General features: G+C 35.2%; 18 protein-coding genes and 1 pseudogene. 4 read left to right on the plus strand and 15 right to left on the minus strand.

Annotation, left to right across the window (positions count from 1 at the left end):
• Nucleotides 1-76: 76 nt before the first annotated feature.
• From CN514_RS00280 to CN514_RS00310, 7 genes are all read right to left on the minus strand, one after another.
• Entirely contained in the window at nt 77-1,288 is a 1,212-nt protein-coding gene (locus CN514_RS00280) for an acyl-CoA dehydrogenase family protein (RefSeq protein WP_098230852.1), read from the minus strand.
• A gap of 104 nt (nt 1,289-1,392) precedes the next feature.
• Nucleotides 1,393-2,169, minus strand: a complete 777-nt coding sequence (locus CN514_RS00285) for an enoyl-CoA hydratase-related protein (protein WP_098230822.1) — start codon at nt 2,167-2,169, stop codon at nt 1,393-1,395.
• A 55-nt stretch (nt 2,170-2,224) separates the two neighbouring features.
• Complete coding sequence (locus tag CN514_RS00290; protein WP_098230823.1) at nt 2,225-3,430, minus strand: acetyl-CoA C-acyltransferase; 1,206 nt, start codon at nt 3,428-3,430, stop codon at nt 2,225-2,227.
• Nucleotides 3,427-4,299, minus strand: a complete 873-nt coding sequence (locus tag CN514_RS00295) for a 3-hydroxyacyl-CoA dehydrogenase (protein WP_098230825.1) — start codon at nt 4,297-4,299, stop codon at nt 3,427-3,429. Before CN514_RS00295 ends, CN514_RS00290 begins: the two co-directional genes overlap by 4 nt.
• A 64-nt stretch (nt 4,300-4,363) precedes the next feature.
• Nucleotides 4,364-5,632: an MFS transporter gene (locus tag CN514_RS00300; RefSeq protein ID WP_098230826.1), complete on the minus strand. Its 1,269-nt coding sequence runs from the start codon at nt 5,630-5,632 to the stop codon at nt 4,364-4,366.
• A gap of 290 nt (nt 5,633-5,922) precedes the next feature.
• The gene (locus CN514_RS00305; RefSeq protein ID WP_098230827.1) at nt 5,923-7,113 is read right to left on the minus strand and encodes a CaiB/BaiF CoA transferase family protein; all 1,191 of its coding nucleotides are present in this window, start codon (nt 7,111-7,113) and stop codon (nt 5,923-5,925) included.
• Nucleotides 7,114-7,159: 46 nt separating this feature from the next.
• Nucleotides 7,160-8,959: an acyl-CoA dehydrogenase family protein gene (locus tag CN514_RS00310; RefSeq protein WP_098230828.1), complete on the minus strand. Its 1,800-nt coding sequence runs from the start codon at nt 8,957-8,959 to the stop codon at nt 7,160-7,162.
• A gap of 451 nt (nt 8,960-9,410) precedes the next feature.
• Here CN514_RS00310 and CN514_RS00315 point away from each other — a divergent pair, with 451 nt between their 5' ends.
• The 4 genes from CN514_RS00315 (at nt 9,411) to lhgO (ending at nt 13,042) form a co-directional block, all read left to right on the plus strand.
• On the plus strand, nt 9,411-10,142 hold the full coding sequence (locus tag CN514_RS00315; RefSeq protein WP_286141492.1) for an IclR family transcriptional regulator: 732 nt from the start codon (nt 9,411-9,413) through the stop codon (nt 10,140-10,142).
• Between the two features lie 132 nt (nt 10,143-10,274).
• Complete coding sequence (locus tag CN514_RS00320; protein ID WP_483294989.1) at nt 10,275-10,589, plus strand: DUF3870 domain-containing protein; 315 nt, start codon at nt 10,275-10,277, stop codon at nt 10,587-10,589.
• Nucleotides 10,590-10,842: 253 nt separating this feature from the next.
• Nucleotides 10,843-11,778, plus strand: a complete 936-nt coding sequence (gene glaH, locus CN514_RS00325; RefSeq protein ID WP_098230831.1) for a glutarate dioxygenase GlaH — start codon at nt 10,843-10,845, stop codon at nt 11,776-11,778.
• Between the two features lie 49 nt (nt 11,779-11,827).
• Nucleotides 11,828-13,042: an L-2-hydroxyglutarate oxidase gene (gene lhgO, locus CN514_RS00330; RefSeq protein ID WP_098230832.1), complete on the plus strand. Its 1,215-nt coding sequence runs from the start codon at nt 11,828-11,830 to the stop codon at nt 13,040-13,042.
• Between the two features lie 581 nt (nt 13,043-13,623).
• Here lhgO and CN514_RS00340 read toward each other — a convergent pair.
• The 8 genes and pseudogenes from CN514_RS00340 to CN514_RS00375 all read right to left on the minus strand — a co-directional run bounded on the left by CN514_RS00340 (nt 13,624) and on the right by CN514_RS00375 (nt 20,123).
• Nucleotides 13,624-14,058, minus strand: a complete 435-nt coding sequence (locus CN514_RS00340) for a hypothetical protein (RefSeq protein WP_098230835.1) — start codon at nt 14,056-14,058, stop codon at nt 13,624-13,626.
• Nucleotides 14,059-14,398: 340 nt separating this feature from the next.
• Nucleotides 14,399-14,716 (minus strand): hypothetical protein, encoded by a 318-nt coding sequence (locus CN514_RS00345; RefSeq protein WP_098230837.1) that lies wholly within the window; start codon nt 14,714-14,716, stop codon nt 14,399-14,401.
• The gene (locus tag CN514_RS00350) at nt 14,716-15,594 is read right to left on the minus strand and encodes a ParM/StbA family protein (protein WP_098230838.1); all 879 of its coding nucleotides are present in this window, start codon (nt 15,592-15,594) and stop codon (nt 14,716-14,718) included. The genes CN514_RS00345 and CN514_RS00350 overlap by 1 nt, the downstream gene beginning before the upstream one ends.
• A 1-nt stretch (nt 15,595) precedes the next feature.
• Complete coding sequence (locus CN514_RS00355) at nt 15,596-16,177, minus strand: hypothetical protein (protein ID WP_098230840.1); 582 nt, start codon at nt 16,175-16,177, stop codon at nt 15,596-15,598.
• Complete coding sequence (locus CN514_RS00360) at nt 16,178-16,546, minus strand: hypothetical protein (protein WP_098230842.1); 369 nt, start codon at nt 16,544-16,546, stop codon at nt 16,178-16,180.
• Nucleotides 16,547-16,805: 259 nt separating this feature from the next.
• Nucleotides 16,806-17,210: a helix-turn-helix transcriptional regulator gene (locus CN514_RS00365; RefSeq protein WP_098230843.1), complete on the minus strand. Its 405-nt coding sequence runs from the start codon at nt 17,208-17,210 to the stop codon at nt 16,806-16,808.
• 679 nt (nt 17,211-17,889) lie between these two features.
• Nucleotides 17,890-18,609 (minus strand): annotated as a pseudogene (locus CN514_RS00370) (YhgE/Pip family protein); the annotation flags it as partial.
• 86 nt (nt 18,610-18,695) lie between these two features.
• Nucleotides 18,696-20,123: a YhgE/Pip domain-containing protein gene (locus CN514_RS00375; protein ID WP_286141494.1), complete on the minus strand. Its 1,428-nt coding sequence runs from the start codon at nt 20,121-20,123 to the stop codon at nt 18,696-18,698.
• Nucleotides 20,124-20,907: the final 784 nt, after the last annotated feature.

Genomic DNA, 20,907 nt, shown 5'->3' on the forward strand with positions numbered 1-20,907 from the left:
TATTATGAACAATCAAAATAATTTCCATGAATGTCTCAAATAGTCTTTGGATTGGAATCAAAAATATTAGATCATATTATCTAACACTTTCTAATTTCTCCTCAAATGGCCACGACGGAAGCATTTTGCTTATCGTTTTATCTTCTCGATACCCTAAAGCATATTCTGCCTGCATAATCGTGTGAATTTCCCTAGTTCCTTCATATATAACTGGTGCCTTTGCATTTCGTAAGAATCTTTCTACCGGATATTCATTGGAATATCCATAAGCACCATGTATTTGAACGGCATCACTCGCTGCCTCAAATCCAGCATCACATGAGATCCATTTAGCAAGTGAGGTTTCTTGTGTATTGCGTTTTCCTTCATTTTTCAAACATCCCGCACGATAAACAAGTAAGCGAGAGATTTCCAGATTTGCAGACATTTTGGCAATCATTTGTTGGACCAATTGATGTTTTCCAATTTCTTTTCCAAATGTCTTACGTTCATGACAATATTTAATACTTTCTTCTAAACACGCATTAATTAGACCACAAGCTCCTGCTGCAACCGTAAATCTTCCATTATCCAACGCTGCCATTGCAATTTTAAAGCCTTCACCTTCTTGTCCCAACAAATTTTCTGCCGGTACGTGTACTTCCTCTAAGAAAACTTCACCTGTATTTCCTGCACGAATTCCTAATTTCCCTTTAATCGCCTTTGTTGTAACACCTGGAAAAGTACGCTCTACAATAAAGCAGCTAATGCCATGATGAAACTTATCTTTTTCTGTTTTGGCAAAAATTAAGAAATGATCTGCTACATCACATAAGGAAATCCAGGTTTTAGATCCGTTTAAGATATAATGATTACCTTCTCGTCTTGCTGTAGTTTGCATTGCCGCAACATCTGAACCTGCATTTGGCTCAGTTAGACCAAAAGCTCCTATTTTTTCTCCACGAGCTTGCGGAACTAGATATTTTTCTTTTTGAAATTCATTGCCCCATTGCAACAATGTCATACTATTTAAACCTGTATGAACTGAAACTGCAGTACGGAATGCGGTATCTCCACGTTCTAATTCTTCACAAACAATCGCAAGGGTATTATAATCCATACCGACACCGCCATATTTCTCTGGAATACACACACCCATCAGCTCTAAATCAGCTAATCGTTTTAAGACATTTCTTTCAAAATGTCCCTTCTCATCCCATTCTTGAATAAAAGGATTAATCTCGCGATCAACAAATTTACGGACCATTTTTTTTACCGATTCTTGTTCTTCTGTTAATGAAAAATTCAACATACTAAGTTCCTCCAGATAATTTGTTTTAAAAAAATGAATTAATTATTATTTAATTTTCTAAATACAACAAAATGTCTTGATATGTTCATATTAAAACAGGCTTATTGGCCGGTAAATTGTGGTTTTCTACGTTCGCTAAACGCACTAAGAGCTTCTATACGGTCTACTGTGGGAATCGTAAGTTCATATGCCTTGGCCTCAATAGCAAGTCCAGTTTGCAAATCTGTATTCATTCCATGAGTGATGGCATATTTCGCCTGTTTTAATGCAACCGGACCATTTTTCATCATATCTGCCGCTAATTCTTCACAAACAGCCTTTAGACTGTTACGCGGGACCACTTTTAAAAAGATGCCTAAATCAAGTGCCTCTTTTGCTGTCAACTTTTTAGCAGTAAAGATCAGCTCTTTTGCTTTTGTTTCACCGATTAACCTCGGTAGTCGCTGTGTACCGCCAGCGCCTGGAATGATTGCCCAACTTGTTTCCGTTAATCCCACTAAAGTTTCTGGGACTGCTATGGAAAAATCACACGACAATAGCCATTCAAAACCTCCACCTAGTGCATAGCCATTAACGGCTGCAATTGTCGGCTGAGGAAGTCCTGCAATACTATTAAACAATTCTCGAATTGCTTTGACATTTCTTTTTACTTCCACTTCATCTAACGACTTTCTTTCTTTCAAATCCACTCCAGCACTGAAAGCTTTATCGCCCGTTCCAGTGAAAATAACAACACGTATAGCTTCGTTAGTATAAATCGCATCTACTACTTCCTGCAGTTCAACTAGAGTCTCATAATTAAAACAATTCAATACTTCAGGACGATTTACTGTGACATAACCGATATTATTTTCCACTTTAAAGAGTACGTTGGTCATGAGAATTCCCTCCTATTACTTAAAACAATATCCCTTAACGGACCGAGATTTATTTTTAATCTTCCGTGTTTTCAATGATTGCAGATATGCCTTGTCCAACACCGACACACATGGTAGCTAGTCCATACTGGACATTTCGCTTTTTCATCTCGTGAAGCAATGTTGTTAAAATACGTGCTCCACTCGCTCCAAGCGGATGACCTAATGCAATTGCACCACCGTTTACATTAACTTTTTCTGGATCTAACTTTAATTGGCGGATACATTCAAGTGATTGGGAAGCGAAGGCCTCGTTTAATTCAATAAGTCCAATATCGTCTATTTTCAAATTTGCCCTTTCTAATGCTTTCCGGGTTGAATAAATTGGACCTAGCCCCATAACAGATGGTTCCAAACCGGCAACTGCTCCGACTACATATTTGGCTAGAGGCTTTAATCTGAGTTCCTTAGCCTTTTCTGCACTCATTAATAGTAATGCGGAAGCTCCGTCATTCACCCCAGAAGCATTACCGGCCGTTACAGTACCATCTTCAAAAAGTGGTTTCAGTTTTCCGAGTTTTTCAATCGTTGTATCCGAGCGAGGATGCTCGTCTTGATCAAAAACTACCTCGTTCCCTCTTCGGTCCGTAAATCTAACAGGGACAATTTCATTTGCGAATCGTTCATTTTCAATTGAGCGTTTTGTTTTCTGCTGGCTTTGAAATGCGAATTGATCTTGATCTTCTCGAGAAACAGAGAAGCTCTTAGCAATATTTTCTGCTGTTTGCGGCATTGAGTCTGTTCCATACATCTCTTCTAGCTTGTTATTTGTAAAACGCCATCCAATCGTAGTATCCATAAGCTCCATTGATCCTCGCGGAAAATCACTTTCAGGTTTTGCCATGACATAAGGGGCTCTCGTCATGCTTTCCGTCCCTCCAGCTATGTAGATATCTCCTTCACCTGCAGCAATGGATTTGGCAGCGTACATAACAGCATCAAGTCCAGAACCACATAAGCGGTTAATTGTAGTTCCGGCCACACTCACAGGAAGTCCCGCAAGTAGAGCTGACATTCTCGCTACATTGCGATTATCTTCACCAGCCTGATTGGCATTACCAAAAATTACATCCTCAATTTGTTCTGACGGTAGATTAGGATTTCGTTCAATCAGTGCCTTAATGACGATTGCTCCCAAATCATCCGGACGTACACTCTTTAACGCACCTTTATACCTTCCAATTGGCGTTCTAACAGCATCTATGATCACTACTTCTCTCATTTGCCAACCAACTGTTCTTTCTGCGTATAGTCATATACACCTTTACCAGATTTACGTCCAAGTCGTCCTGCCTTTACATATTGTTCAAGTAAAGGTGCTGGACGATATTTTTCGCCCAATTTTTCATGTAAATAGTTTAAATTATTCAGACGTGCATCAAGACCGACCATGTCTGCCAATTCAAAGGGACCCATCGGATACCTAAGCCCTAGTTTAATCGCTTTATCAATTTCTTCTGGTGTACCTAGTCCTTCTTGAAGCATATAAAAGGCTTCATTACCAACTAGTGCACTAATTCGGCTTGTCACAAATCCAGGGAATTCATTAATAACAACCGTTTCTTTTCCCATCTCTTCTGCCAATTTTTTGATAGCTTCCGCAGTTTCATCGCTCGTTTCAAGGCCGCGAATAATCTCAACTAGTGGCATTTTATGTACTGGATTAAAAAAGTGCATTGCTATGGTCAAAGCGGGACGTTTTGCATAAGAAGCAATTTCCGTTGGGCTCATTGTAGAAGTATTCGTTGCAAAAATACAATGAGCTGGTGCGAATTGTTCGATCGCTTCAAATACCTGTTTTTTAATTTCAGCTTTTTCAGTTACCGCTTCGATAATGAAGTCAGCATTAGAAGCTGCTTTTTGCAAATCAGTCAAATAAGATAAGTTCACTTTTGCCTGCTGTTCCTGTACTTTTGTAAGCTTTCCTCTTAATAGTGCATTTTCAAATATAGTATTCAATTCAGCTTCAGCATTTTTAATTGCAGCTTCATTGATATCAACTAAAGCAACAGTTAAACCGCTAACAGCTCCAACATAAGCAATTCCACGTCCCATTACACCTGAACCGATTACAACCAGATTTTTCACTATTACCCCTCCTAATTCGAATCAAGTTTCTTCATATTAAATAATTGATAAACCAACTAGTTTAAACTTACATAGAACTGATATCACGAACGCTTTCTTTTTGTTCGAAGGAAGCGTTTTCTTTTTTTTCAAAAGGATCATACATTTTTTCTCGAATAAACAGTGCTGGTATAACTGCTGCTAAAACATAGGCAATTGCTAGAGAAGCTAGACCGAATCCAATTGATTGGGATTCCGCAATCACACCGATTATAAAAGGTGCCATCGCTGACCCTACTCTACCAACGTTATACGACCCTCCAACCGCAGTACCACGAATATGAGTTGGAAAACTCTCACTCATGTATGTAGCATTCACTGCATATGGCATACCATAAAGAAAGCCAAGTATAGTTAGTAACACAATAATATTTGCTGGTGAATTATAAAGATAAACAATAGGTAAAACAATTGCGGTGGCTATCCCACCAATAATAAACATCGTACGTCGTCCGAATCGGTCTGCCAGCCAACCTGTAATCATCTTACCTAAAATTGCTGCTGCATAAGTTCCAACAATATATCCTGTCATCTTTTTAAAATCAAAACCTAAATCAGATACAATATACGTTGGAAGCCAGGTACCAATACCATAATAAGCAAATTGTAAGAAGGTAGAAGTAAGTGCCCAGAATATAAAAATTGATCTAGTTTTTGGTTCTTTGAAAATCGTGATCCATTCGTTTTTCTTATCTGCCTTTGGTTTTTGCGTTCTATCTTTCCACCCTTTAGGTTCTGGAATCTTGTATCCGATATAAACTGCCAAAATCACTGGGATAATCGCAATAAAGTAAAGAGGTCTCCAACCGTAAATTGGTAAGATTGCGCCCGCCAATAAAGCTGCTACTAAATACCCCGCTGAATAAGCTGCTTGTAGTGTTCCTAAGATTGTCGTTCTTTTTTTTGTAGGTACGTATTCCGCCATAAGCATAGTACAGATAGTATATTCCGCACCTATACCTATTGCAGAAATAAGACGAATAATAATAAATTGTTCGTATGTTTGGGCAAATCCAAGTAATGCTGTACCGACAGAGAATAGAACCATCATCCAGGTTGCCATCCGTACGCGACCAAGTCGATCAGATAACCAACCACCAATAATTCCGCCGAGAGCCATACCCACTAGGGACCAAGTAGCAATAAGCCCCGCATCAGCTTTACCAATATTAAACTCTTTCATCAGACTAGGCATCGTTATCGACAGCATGATGAGGTCCATACCATCTACTAAAAGTGCTAGAAAGCAAGCAACAAAAACTATAATCCAAGTTCGTTCTAATGTAATTTTACCCATTATTAACACCGCCTTTTTTACACATATTTGTTAAAACTCCCTCAGTTATTGAGTTCTTCTTTTGTAAATGCTGTGTATGGGTGGTTTAAAATCTATTACATAATAGGAATGTATGATAAGTTAGTCTTCATCACAGCTTCATTTTCCAATTTTATTTTTGATTATGCCTATATTACTAACTGCCATTTAATTACTCGGTGATTAAGAGATTTTCGTTTAAAAATAATGCATTTTTAGTAGGGTTCCTCTCTTTACTAAACTAAGTAGTTGGGGAACGATGCATTTTATTTTTAAATGATTTTTTCTTGTTTGAATAATTTGATTTTTTTGCTGTCATACCCTAACTCTAGCAAAACTTCCTCAGTATGCTCCCCATGTAAAGGGGGATGTCTATCAATCGTAACTGGTGTATCTGAAAGTTTGATAGGTGAACCTAATAGTTTAACAGTCCCGACTGTAGGATGTTTTACTTTTTGTATCATTTGCCTTTCATGTACTTGCTTATTATCAAACACTCGATCTAATGTATTAATAGGACCACAAGGAATATTGTTTTCCTGGAAGATCGTCAGCCACTCATCTGCTGTTTTTGTTAACAACAAGCCATTTTGAATCAGAGGGATCAATTTGTCCCTATTAATGATTCGTGCGTTTGCTGTTGCAAAACGCTCATCATGAGCCAATTCATCCACTTCTAATAAAGTACAAAGACGCTGAAACTGTCTGTCGTTACCTACTGCAATAATAATCTCATAATCTTTTGTTTTAAAATTTTGATAGGGTACTAGTGTTGGATGTTGATTACCATAACGAATAGGTAGATTTCCTGTATTTAAAAATCCAGTCCCAATATTAAGTAAAGAAGCTACCATTGAATCCAAAAGGGAGATATCACAATGCTGACCATTGCCTGTATGATTTCTTGCTTGTAAAGCAGCTAATATACTAATTACAGCATGTAGACCTGTATATAAATCGGCCATAGCGATACCAGCCTTTGTAGGTTCACCATCCGGTGTGCCATTTACACTCATAAATCCACTCATTGCCTGAGCAAGAAAGTCATATCCTGGCAACTGCCTATAAGGTCCTGTATGCCCAAATCCAGTGATAGAGCAGTGAATTAATTTAGGATTTAGCGCTTTCATTTCTTCATACCCTAATCCTAATCGTTCCATGGTCCCTGTTTTAAAATTTTCTACAACAACATCTGTATCCTTGAGGATTTCTTTAATGATCCGGATTCCTTCTTCTGTCTTTAAATTCACTGTAATTGCCCGTTTATTTCGATTAACTGCCATAAAATACAAACTTATATCCTCAACATCAGGTGGAAACCAAGTTCGTGTTTCATCTACAATATCTGGACCTTCCACTTTAATTACATCTGCTCCTAAGTCCCCTAACATACTAGTACAAATCGGACCAGCTACCACCCGACTTAAATCGAGAATTTTAATTCCGTCTAATGCTTTAGTCATCGAACTCTCCTCTATTCTATATCGTTGTTATACAACTACTGTTTGTTTAGAGTGTTGTGGATTGTTGCACATTTTTTAACAAACTTTCTACAGCCTTTTCTGGAACTTGTTCCCAATCAACAATCGCATCAAACCATTGTAATAATGATTGATCTGAATAACTAAATTCATCCAAACCATTCGAAAGCAAATAACGATGGATATATTGTAAAGTCATGTATAATTTTCGGTAGCTCCCTTGTTCTGAAATTTGCACATCTGCTTCATCTAGTAAAAGACTGGCAGCAAATACATGGTACATACGGTTCATTAATTGTTTAGCAGGTAGTTCTCTCTCTTGCTCATGGAGATTCATTATTTTTTTCGATTGTGATTCAATTTTATTGATAATTTGTAGAAGGATACTTCTAACCTGGTGAGCCAAAGAATCTGAGATATTTTCATTGAGATTATAAATTGTGCTAAAGAAGATCTCCCCTGCTTGATCTTTCACTAGTGCTCTTATAACATCTAAGGCAACAATATTTGTGGTACCTTCCCAAATCGAACCTACATGCGCATCACGTACAATTTTAGAGTCAACCCAATCCTCAATATATCCATTTCCTCCTCTAGCTTCCATTCCTTCAGAGGTAACATATCTTGCTCGTTTACAAATGTATCCTTTTAATAAAGGTGTTAAAATTCGTAATAGCTTTTCATCGGTTTTACTTCCCTGATCCCATTTATCATAAACAGATGCTGTGTAAAAAGTGATCGCTGCCGCAGCCTCAGAATCTAGTAGTAATTCAAAAAGTGTTTCTTTCATGAGTGGTTTATCAGCTATCGAACTTCCAAATGCAACACGTCCTCGAGCTGAAACGAGTGCTTCTAGAAAGCTTCTTCTCATCATTGCTGTAGAACGTACGGCATTTGATAATCGAGAAGAGTTTACCATCGACATCATTTGTTTAAATCCTGTAGTAATATCACCTACAACATAAGCGGTTGCTCCTTCAAACGTTACTTCACCCGAAGCCATATCTCGCGTACCGAACTTATCTTTTAAACGATTGACTCTATATTTATTTAGAGATCCATCTGGTAATTTTCTTGGCATTAAAAACATTCCAAGACCTTTTGTACCTTCAGGAGCACCTTCAGGACGTGCCAAAACTAAAGCAACATCTGCTGAAACATTGGAACAAAACCACTTGTCGCCCCAAAGCTCCCACTGGTCACCAACTTTTTTTGCCATTACTGTGTTGGCACCAACATCAGAACCTCCTTGCTTTTCTGTCATAAATTGGGCTCCTGTCCATAATTCGTTCATATCAGTGCTAGTCATACGAGTTAAATAAGTTTGCTGCAATTCTTTATTGCCGAATTTTCCTAAGACTCGTGCAGCAGAATCAGTCATGCTCATTGGACAAGCTAAACCGAATTCAGACTGTACAAATAGATACCAAAAACCATACTTAAGTACATGTGGTAGTTTCGTAGAGAACCCTAGCACAGGCTTATGTGACATAGCGACCAAACCAAATTTACTATATCCCAAATATTCCATTTCTTTATAGGAAGGATGGTATTCAACTTTGTCTATACGCTCTCCCTTTGAATTATAATTTATCAATTCAGGAGTGTGCTTGTCTGCAGTGCGTGATAACTCATCTAACCGCGTTCCAGCTAGTTCTCCTAATTCTATTAGGAATGGAAGGGCACGCTCATAGTCTTCACTAGAAAGATAACGTTTAAGTATAAAAGGTAGATTTAAATCTTCTTTTAAAAAGTTTAATCCTACTGTATCTGGCATTGCACCTGAATGAGCTTTTGTAGGATTAGAATTTAATAGATTTACACTCATTTTAATTCCCTCCGATTAATGTTTTTAGTTTTTTCATAATGAAATATCTTGTAGTATTCATCACTTTTTCAAGCTAGTTAGTTAGAAAATTATAAGATACTTGTTTTTTTGATTTTAAATTCACATCCTTCACTACTAAAATAATTAACATTATCGGAATCTAAATTCCTATATTATGAATATATAGATAATTTTCTGAACAGTCAAACTTTTTAAATTAGAAAAATTGAATTTTTTACCAAATACCAACACATATACGTGGAAATACAATTTAACAAAAAGGACGCTCCATAAAGAGCACTTTTCGCGCTCTTTATGAAGCGTCCTTTTTCAAATTATAATAATGACATACAAAAAAAAGACTATCCCTATAGTTTAGCTCATTATTTTAGCATGCTATAATACATTTAATACTTAATACGAAATGGAATTTACTCGGAGGATTTTATTTATGAACTCAAAGATTTCGACAACGGTGCAACGTGCAATCAAAATTATTAATTATTTAAATGAAGCACCCGGTCCACAAGGAATAAAAACTATTAGCGAAAATTTAAATATCTCCCCTCCTATCACACATCGTATCCTTGCTACTTTAAAAATGGAGGGTCTGGTATTCCAAGAAATAAACTCTAAAAAATATTCCCTTGGAACGATTTTTATTGATTATGCAAATAAAATAATTACTGACATATCCCTTATCAATTTAATTGATCCGCATTTAATTAATTTGAGAGATGAAACTAAGGAAACGGTCGGCTTGTATATGTTAACAGGCATGGTTAGGATGTGTGTAGTTGAACACGAAAGTAAACAAGAAATAAGCAGAAGAGCAGGTGTGGGTAACAGAATTCCACTACAACTTGGGTCAAGTGGTCGGGTAATTTTGGCATTCCTTAGTGAAGATTTACAAGGACAAGTATTAAACGCTCTCCCAGAGGAAGAAATAAATTTACTTCGACCAAAATTAGACACGATTGTAAATACCCGTTTCTCAATAAATGAAGAAGAACTTACTAAGAATGTAGCTGCGTTATCAGCTCCAGTCTTCGGTGCAAAAGGAAAAGTCATTGGTGCCATTTCAATTTCCGGACCAGTTTTTCGTTGGAATAAAAAAACAATGGAACAATATATCCCTTTATTGTTAAAAACTGCAGAAGAAATTTCAAAATCCTTATATTAAAGTAAAATTCGCATGACTTTTTTTAAAATAGAGTTTGTAAGAGTTTCATAGAATTCTTAAAACAGTATCTATAAGGTTTTGTATAAAAGACATTTTTTTATCGTTTTTATTATTGAATGGGAGGCAAAGATATTGAAAAAAACAGTGATGTTGGCCGGCCATGCAAAGCTCCCGCAAGGAATGGCTGCTAGTGACATTTATCAAACATTGACAGTAACACTTGAAACAGATTTAAAATATTGGGTCATTCTTGATGCTTCATGTACGTTGGCAACTGGTCATGCACAGAATTTTTTAGGTCAATTACTAAAAGGAAATAGTCTTTTAGACGGTCTGGATCCAATTCTTAATTTAATTGAAAAATATTATTACGGCAAAGCACAATCGGCATTGGTTGCTGCAATTAAAGATGCCTATAAGCACTACGCTCACATGAAAAACAGTTGAAATATTCAAAATCATCAAAAGTTATTGACAAATGAAAGTCAGATACATAAAATAAGATTTATAAATTACTTGTAGAAAGGTATCCCCTTTCACAATCAGTAATTGATGCGACTAAATAATATAAAAATAACTGTAAAGACTATCGGACTTCCCAAAAGAAGCCATAAGTAGTATATAGCCAGTTATATCATTTCAAATTGGAATGGTATAACTGGCTATTTTTATTGCCTAAATTTAAAAGGAGGAAAAAAAAATGAATCTGATTCAAGAAAATTTAAAATCATTTGTAGGAAAATATGATACGTTTGAGGTCAAAGAGCACCCACATCATCATCGCCTTTATTCTATAGAAATTGATAATCAAGCATTAATTGCATTCTTAACGGAAAACAAATCTGTAAATGCACAGCAACTAGAATATGTACCTTTTATGAGAATGGTGTTAGCAGAACGTCTTCAAGAGGTACTTGGTAAATCATTTTCCGAAACTGTGCGTTCTATTTTACACGACCGTGAGTCCGGTGGTTTTACGATCGGAATGCAAAATCAAACAACAGATGACCAGGACTATGTCAAATTTTCAACAGCGCTAACGCACTTATTAGGCGGAGTAAACTTCGATGCAATGTCTGGAACCTATTATGCTAGATTTACTGTAAAAGATACAGATAACAGTGACTCCTATTTGCGCCAAGCATATCGTTTATTTACCCTCCATACAGATGGTACATTTGTCGGTGAGCCTACAGACTGGCTATTAATGATGAAATTTGCAGAAGAAAATGCTGTTGGTGGAGAATCAAGGTTACTTCACCTAGACGACTGGGAAGACTTAGAAAAGTTTTCAAATCACCCAATTGCAAGCTGCCGTATCGAGTACAAAGCACCTTCAAGTAAAAATGTTGAACAAACTATTTATAATCAAACCTTTTATGATCAAAATGGAAAGCCTTGTATTCGCTTTATAGATCAATTTGCTTATCCTACTACATTAGAACAAGCAACCTATTTGAATGAGCTTTCCGACTCAATGGAAAACAGTCCAGCTACGATCGCATTACCACTCCCTGTCGGTGACCTTGTCATGATTAATAATACATTTTGGCTTCATGGAAGAGCAGCTTTTGAGAAGGATCCAAATTTACATCGTGAATTATTGAGACAAAGAGGTTATTTTGCAAAAGTATAAGTAACCATTAGGGATTTAGCATTGTTGGCGTATTATTGGAGGGATAAAAATGTATGATTTTGCAATAGTTGGTGGGGGTATTGTAGGGCTTTCAACTGGGATGGCCTTAACCAAACGGTTTCCAAACGCTAAAATACTTGTGCTCGAGAAAGAATTAGAGTGGGCTGCTCACCAGACAGGACATAATAGCGGTGTAATTCATTCTGGTATTTACTACAAACCCGGTAGCTTTAAGGCAAAATTTGCACGAGATGGTAGTAAATCAATGATAGAATTTTGCCAAGAACATGGAATTGAACATGAAATATGCGGGAAAGTGATTGTAGCAACAAAAAAAGAAGAAGTCCCATTACTTAATAATTTGTATGCACGAGGATTAGCTAATGGACTAGAAATAAGTAAAATCGGATCTGAAGAGTTATTCGAAATTGAACCACACGTCAACGGATTAGTAGCAATTCGAGTTCCGATGGCTGGGATCGTGAACTATAAGCAGGTTTCAAATAAATTTGCATCGATTATAGTTCAAAGTGGCGGAGATCTACGTTTAGGTATCAAAGTTAGCAAGATTATGGAAACCAGCACCGGTGTAGAGATAGAAACCAGTAATGGTTCGTTTCTTGCATCCTTTTTAATTAATTGTGCTGGATTGCAGAGTGATCGGGTGGCTCAAAGTGGCGGAATGAAAACAGATATGAAAATTATTCCTTTCCGTGGAGAGTACTATCAATTAAAACCAGAAAAACAGCATCTTGTTAAACACTTGATTTACCCAGTTCCAAATCCAAATTTCCCATTTCTAGGTGTTCACTTTACACGTATGATTGGCGGTCATGTGGAAGCCGGCCCGAATGCAGTCTTAAGCTTTAAGCGAGAAGGATATCACAAGACTGATTTTAATCTAAAGGATTTTACAGAAGTGATGGCTTATCCGGGTTTTTGGAAGATTGCCGCTAAGTATTGGAAAGAAGGGATGGAAGAAATGGTCCGTTCCTTTAGTAAAAAAGCTTTTGTACGAAGCTTACAACAGCTGATTCCCGAAATTCAAGCTGAAGATCTTGAAATGGCTCCTGCAGGAATTCGGGCACAAGCTCTCAAGGCAGACGGGACATTAGTTGACGATTTCCATCTAATAGAAGGCAAAAATTGCATCCATGTTTGTAACGCACCATCCCCTGCTGCAACCGCGTCGATACAAATTGGGAAAGCGATTGCTGATCGTGTTCCAGAATCGATAGTAGGAAAAGTATATTCTATATCATAATTAATTTTGTTTAATAAAATTTTAAGTTTGCAAAAAGATTTGATTTAGGAGCTGACAATGTCAGTGGAGGTTATCCTGTCTGTCATACTGTATATTCATAAATAAACGGAAAGGGAACTTCAAATGAAGTTCCCTTTCCAATGCGGCTAAGAATAAATTGAAATTGTAAGAAAAGAGTTGTTTTAACAAATGACCTTGAACTAATGCAGAGTGTTAGTAACCGTTAGTTGAACAAGAAATATTTATAATAACTAAGCCTTGTAATATTCATCATAGCTATACCGTCAATTAGTTGTGAATTTCTTTTTGGTCCTTCAATTTTAAAACCCATTTTTTATATAAACCTACTCCTGCTTCATTTTTTTCACAACAGTCAGCCCCAATCTTAAAATACCATGCTTAGCTGCCCATTCTTCTAAGCTTTGAAATAATTTGGTACTAACGCCTTTACCAGTGTGTATTCCTCTATGACCCCAATGGCAAGATAGACCGAATGTTTTTTTCTTATCGCAGTACTCACAATCGCTAACGGACAACCGACTATTATTCGAGAAGTCTTTTCTAAACCCTTCATGCTTTTATTAAATATTCGTCAATCGACTCCTTATTAGTGCTTTATCTAATTCACGAACTTTATCATATGAGTGTAAGAGCTCCTCAGAAATCAATGTTCTTCCATAATCCCAAGCATTCGCTTCTATTATATATTTAAGCTCTTCTATTTCTTCGTCGTCACCATACTTTAGAATTCTTAAATCATGTTTATTTTTCTTAAAATCTAAGTAGTAACCAATCACATGGTAAAGTATAATTTTAACAAAATTTTCATCTGTCTCTTTAATTCTAATATTACTGATATAACCGTTTACTTGAAGATAATTAAATTTTATAGTATTTGTCGATACATTATAACTCATTGGTACTGTGAGATTATTGTAAAATTCATAGTTAATATTTAAATTGTGCTTATCAAGTGTATCTTTAATGAACTTCTCAATATTCCATGTATAAATCATTTTACTATCACTTCCCTTAAAGTATATAAAACTAGTTTTAGTCTACTTGACCTAAAATTAATTATCTAGCGCTGTGTAGTCAAATGACATATAAATAAAGTCTCGTTTAAAGAAATTCAAGTTTATGTTTTAAATGTCCTTCTTTTATTCTACAATTATACCGATTGGCGAAGACGTCTTTTGGTATCTGGTTTGTTTAGGCGCTATTATATTGAGAGGTTAATCAACTGTTTTCATCAATTAGTGAAAGTTTGTATGATATGTTTCGCAAGTATAAAATAAAGTGTTTGAAAAAGCATTGTAAAAAACGCATTAGCAATCGCTAATGCGTTTATATTTATTAATAGTAGAAATCGTCCATTGCGCCAACATCTTCTTGTAAACCTTCCTCATAAACAATCTCTAACCCTTCTGGAACAGTATCAAATCGAAATTCATTATTTCGATCATAAATCTCAACATCATCTATTTTATTCTGCTCTGGAACAAATTGTTTATGAGTCATTCTCCACGCATTTAATAATAACTCCCTACCTGCAGCACTATTACTGGTCGCCTGTGTGATAAACTCATAGATCTCCTTATCTTCTTTGTTTGAAATAAATAATGTAATCTGCACTCTGGCTGTTTCCTGTTTTTTTCTCCCTCGTTTTCCCATTATATTTGCACCAGGTCACTAAATTTTTTCAGAGCCAAATTATACATTCCGACAACATTACTAAAAATTGGTTGAGCGAACTTAATGCCATCAGTTGTCCATATCTGCGGTGTAATTATTTCTGTGTTTTTATAATGATTTTTAATAAAAGGTACAATGATCTCAGCAGGTCCTCCTACCACTTTTACTTTATCGTCTTTTTTCCATTTCTTAGACGTATCACCAATAATTCCTCTTGCAATTGCAAATGGACTCGCTTCACCATACTTACTTGTCAGCATTCCATAGTCTGTTGTAAAGCTTTCTATATCAATAATTCTACCTCTAAGAATACTGATTAAATTCACGGTTCCACTTCCAACGTCAATGATTCGAACTAATTCAGTCGTGTATGGTACTGAATGAAATGCTGCAGCTCCCTCAGCAGCAACAATCACATCTTTAATGACGAACTTCTTCATGTGACCATTTACTTTTATTTCATGCGTTCTAATTAAGGAATTTTTTATGTCTAGTGCTACTTCTTTCGTTAATGAATCATATGGATTACCTACAGCTAGATACACTTCTTTTTCGTTTGTATTTCGGTGTAATGCTAATAAAATCCGCATTGTCGCTTCGAAGTGATTTTTAGAAGCTCCGTACATTCCACTCCCAAATTCGGATTCTATTTTTGCTAATGTTCCTCCGAACCCCTTCACACCCTCGTATTCCCATTCCATGTCATCTGATCCATGTTGTTCCTGTTGTGGTCTTTTATGCCAATCGGCTATCGCGGAACAAAATTTATCTAACTTACTCCCATAACATACCTTTACTTCGTTATTACCAGCATCAATCGCAATAATTTGATTTAAAGGGTTGTAAGGTGTAGTCATTTTAACATTCCTCCCCTAGATCCAGTTTAGTAGTCAATTCTTTCATTACCTTTCCTAGGCCGGATTGTTGAATATCGATGACGAAAGCAGATACTAGGTATCCAATTAATTTTTCGGCTGTATATTCATGCTCATGTAGTACATCTAAATCAGCTAGTATGACTTCTAATCGATAAATATCATCATATTTAAATATGACTCTAGTAGACTGTAAGTTAGAAAAATAGGAATTTGGTAAACTATGAATCTTTGAAACTTCATTATCATTTATCCCAGTAATTTCAACAGAATGGTCCATATTGATAATCCTTCTATAGATATCTTTTCTATTTGCTGTCATAGAGATTTCTTCAATAAAATCTTGAACGAGGAATTCAATTAATTTATTGATGAATATTACTCCACCTGTTTTTTTTCTAAATTCTCGGCAGATCGTAGTTAATCTAGTAAAATGGGCTGAAGGGATTTCGATATTCAATGCCACGCCAAATAATTTATTCATCCCTCTGAAAAACGTTTTACCTTTCCGATTACAATAATCATAATATAGTAAATCAGCTTCGCTATAAGACTTTGTTATCATTTAAACACCCCTTATATACAAAATGTTATTAAAAATATTTGTCGCTGCTTTACGTTTGTTCATCATCCATTCTCCAGCATATCTACCAAGTGTCTCATTATCTTGTTTGCATAGTTTTACATGAACCATGTAATCAGTAATCGTGTATTTGAATTGCTGATAATCATATCCTCTTCGAAACATCACATAAAAAGCATTAGAAACAAGTTCTGTCATACTAATATCCAGTGCACTTGATTTTTTATATAAATAGTTATAAGTATTTTCTGTAACGTAGATTTTAATATCACTTTTTTTATCAGACCTTGTTTTCTTATTAGATTGTCTTTTCTTGTAGTTTTCATTATTGAAAATCGGATTAAGATTCATTCCCTCTCTCTCCTTCCTATAAATCATTTAAAAATTTGCGCTTATCCTTAGGTCGGTCGGTTTTTTCTCTAAGAAGCACCTCTCCCCTACTAAGTTCTGTGTAATTTTGAGTAATAGTAAGTAATTGTGAGTAACTTTTAGTAATTCTTACTCTTTGCTAAAATGTATTAGTTGTCGTGCTTGTCCTATTCCACTAGAATGAAATTTTCAATCCAGTTTGTTGGATTTTTTCTAAATAAAATAAAAAAACCTGCAGGATCTATTCAGATTCCACAGGTTTAATCTTTAATATTTGCTCTATTGGTGGCTTACCTAAAGCTAGCCAAATTCGAATAAAATTCTCTAAGGTAGGAACGGCACCGTTCCAGATATTACTTAAAGTACTTCTGCTTACACCAGTTAATTCTGTAACTTCTTTTTGATTTTTTCCTTGATTCTCAAATATGCTTTGAATCTTATTTTCAATTTTAAAAGATTGATTAGATACTAATGGTCTACCTTTTGCCGGTAACCAGGAAAGATACATTGCGATCGCGCCCTTTATGACATCTTCTATTGTCGCATCATTCTCCTTTCCATATAATAGATTGTTGTGCTTATAGTACTTTACTAACTTTTCTAATTCAGCAACAGTTTCCTCAGACAGATTTATTGTTATTTCCACGAATAGAAATCTCCTTTTCTGTTCATAATGTGAATAAAAAAAGTTGGTGTTACTTTATGTATATTATGGCTGATAAAGACTTTGACAATCGATTAGAAGAAAGTATTGAAAAAGGTAGAAAAGTTTAATATTAATAAACGTATCGAATTTAAATGGATATTAATATCTATTTATTCGATGCGTTTTTTATTTGATCGATTTTGAAAAAATTTTAAATGTTTTAAACTAATATGAGTCCTTTACGTACTAATTCGTTACCAAATATACACTCTCCTTTTTTTGACGATTCCACTTGCCTTCTTACTATAAATTTAAGTCCTTTTTAATCTTTTGATTTATAACGCTCTTAACTCAGATATTTTCATCTTTGAGAATCGGATTAAGATTTCCCCTCTTATCTCTGGGTCGGTCGGTTATGTCGCTAGAAGACCTCCCCCTGCTAAATACTGAGTATTTGTGAGTAAAAATTAGAAATTCTTACTCTTTGGAATTAAAATCTTTCCACTTAAAATATCATTTTCTCAGCATTATTGGTCTTTACACATCCAAGTTCGAACATGCATTTTAACATGATTGAATGTAGCAATCGATTCTTTTAAAATCATTATTTCTATCAATTAGAAAAAAGTCAATATAAAAAAGCCCACTATCTCTATTAAAGAAATAATGGGCATTCATTTTAATTTAATGTTTGCTTAAGTGACTGAGATGTTTTTTTATGTTTTAATTGAAAAACAAAAAATAAGAAAGTGCTAGCATTAAAGACCAATCCAAACACAGCTAACATTAATGCTTGATTCCATACATCGTGCAGACCATTTCCAATCGAGATAAGATCCCTAAATCCTTTTATAGCGTATGTCATTGGAAGGAATGCATGGATATGTTGATAAAATGGGGGTGCTAAAGCTATAGGGAATATACCTGAGCTACCGCCAATTTGTAGTAAGAGTATAATGAATCCAAGCATCTGTCCTATTTTTCCCAAAATGGTACAGAGCATTTGAACCAACGATAGGAAAGTAAGACTCGTCAAAATTGTAAAAAGATATAACCCCCATGCATGTTTAACATCTAGGCCCATGCCTTGAATAAGAATTGTTACTGCTAGAATTGATTGAACCAACCCAACCATAATAACTACACTGTGCTTACTGAGAAACCAAGACGCACCAGATGATGGTTCTAAAGTTGTTTCTTTAAGTTGATAAGTAGAAGAGAAAAATGATGCACTAGCCATCAAGCCAATAGCCAATATATAAGGAATTAATCCTGCTCCATAATCATTTACCTCACTGATTTTGTGAGATTCTAACTTTATTGGATTAGATAACATGTCGTAATTTTTATTATTCAAATTCAGTTCATTCGTTTTAGCAGCACCGAATTGTAAGGAAGAACGTAATTGTTTTGTTCCATCAGAAAGATGGGATGCTCCTTTATATAATGATGCGGAACCAACTGCAAGTTTTTGAGAGCTTTCACTTAATTGATTGGCACTAGAGTTAAGCTTTTAATCCCTTTTGCATATTGATTACTTGCATTATCCATCTTTAAAATACTGTCAGAAACAGCGCTTGTTCCATCGGTTAGTTTGTTAGCACCATTATGTGCTTTGGCTAACATTTGGTTAAATGTTCCTAGATTTGAACTAAAGTTATGTTGCCCTTCTGCCAATTTTTTAGTGCCTTCATACATCAATTGTTGTCCTTTTACAAACTGATCAAGTTGACTTTGCACTTCCTGTGAACCTTGTGAAACGGTTAACAGCATAGACTCAAAATCAGTGATTCCTTGTTCTAACTCAACCGACGCTCCTGCATTGGAAGGAGACAATAAATGATCCAAATTCGAAAGCAAACCTTGTTTCTCTTGCTCTGAAAGACTTTTGCTTTTAATGATCAGTTCTTTTTGTTCATTTACTAGCTGATTCTGAACTTGAATTGTTTGTTGTAAAGAGTTCAGTTGGCTAATTATTTCAGGTTGTTTTTCATTTACTCCCTCCATTGCGATCAATAGTGGGGCAATTTTTTCTTGAAATCTAATTGTCTCTTGGTATGATTGCTGTGAGCTTACTCTTAGATCGTTAGCCCCTTGTTCTAATTCTTTAGAACCTTTAGAAAGATTTTCACCTGTCTTGTTTAAAACACCCAAGCCATTTTCTAAATGATCCATACCACTATTAAGTGTTTGTATCCCATTAGAAAGACGGCCAATTTCGGTTTGAAACTCCTGCGTTCCATTGTAAATTCTTTGTGAGCCGTCTTTAAATAATAAGGTACCAGCAGCAAAACTCTGCAAATAGTCTTGTAGAGTTTTAGAAGCATTTGTAATTTTGTTTGCAGCCTGATCTATTTTATTAGCCCCAGTACTTGCATTTTGTAAATGATCGCCTACTTTATTTATGCGATTAAATAATGTGACTACATATTGTTTTGTGATTGAATTTGATATTTTCTCATTGATTTTATTAATTCCAGAGGTTGCTATTGTTGATGCAGTATAGTTTTTCCCTGGATTTGTGTAATATCTCAATCCCATTTTACTAGGATGTTCATCTAACAATGTAGCTCCATTTTTAGAGAAATCATTTGGAATTTCAACTACCATGTAAAAATCTTCATTTTTTAACCCTTTAAACGCTTCTATACGACTGGTAAATTTCCATTTAAACGAGTGGTTCTGTTTCAAATCATGAACCAAGTCTTTTCCCAGCTGTAAATTCTGATCAGCAAATGCTGATCCCCTATCTTCATTTACTACTGCAATAGGAAGGTCTCCAGTTTTAGAATAAGGATTTCTAAAAGCAGATAGAAAAATGCTGCTATAAAGCAACGGTACAAAAAGAATGGCTATCAATGTTAATCCAGTTTTGCGATGGCTGAAAATATTTCTCCACTCGCCCTTTATCATATCCAACTATATTATCCTCCAATGTTTCCGGTTACAAATTATATTTTGTAGGACCATTAATTCAAAGATTAATTTTACTATATAATATCCTTTAGTGTTAGATACTTTATTTTTCCATTTTGAATACCAATCCGTATTCTTAATGTACTTATAGGTCATACTTCATAAGAAATAGATTGGTTAATAACCGTACGATTTAAAGAAGTATTGATGAAATTAAATTAAAATCTACAATAAGTGCTTTATTAACATTTCCAGAGAACATCAATATATATATTAATAATAACAATATTCATAACTTTAACATTAACAATGTTTATATTAATACTAATGATGATGATTAATCTCTTTTACCATCACAAGAACGATTTCATCAGTAATCGTGTAATTGAATTGCTGATAATCATATCCCTCTTCGAAGTTAGGCCCTTCCTTTTCTAACAATATTTAAATTTCCACTCTTATCTCTGGGTCGGCCGGTTTACTTCGTTAGAATCCCCTCTCCCCTGTTAAATACTGAGTAATTGTGAGTAATTATTACTCTTTGATTATGAAATTTTTCCTTTATTAAAAAATTAATATCCAGCATTACCGAAACGCATCAAAGTTTGAACAAAAAAAACTTATCTTCATAATCAAACGTTTGTTTAATTGATGATTTTTCAATCCGCTTCATTACTTTCTTTCGAATCTTCTTATGAATTTCCTTTTAAAAAAGATGCGCAGCAGCCCCCAGTAGGCTCAATGCATGCTTTCTTCAAAGAAAAGCGTATGCTTTTCTACC

The organism is Bacillus sp. AFS001701 (assembly GCF_002559405.1).
Classification (GTDB): domain Bacteria; phylum Bacillota; class Bacilli; order Bacillales; family Bacillaceae_G; genus Gottfriedia.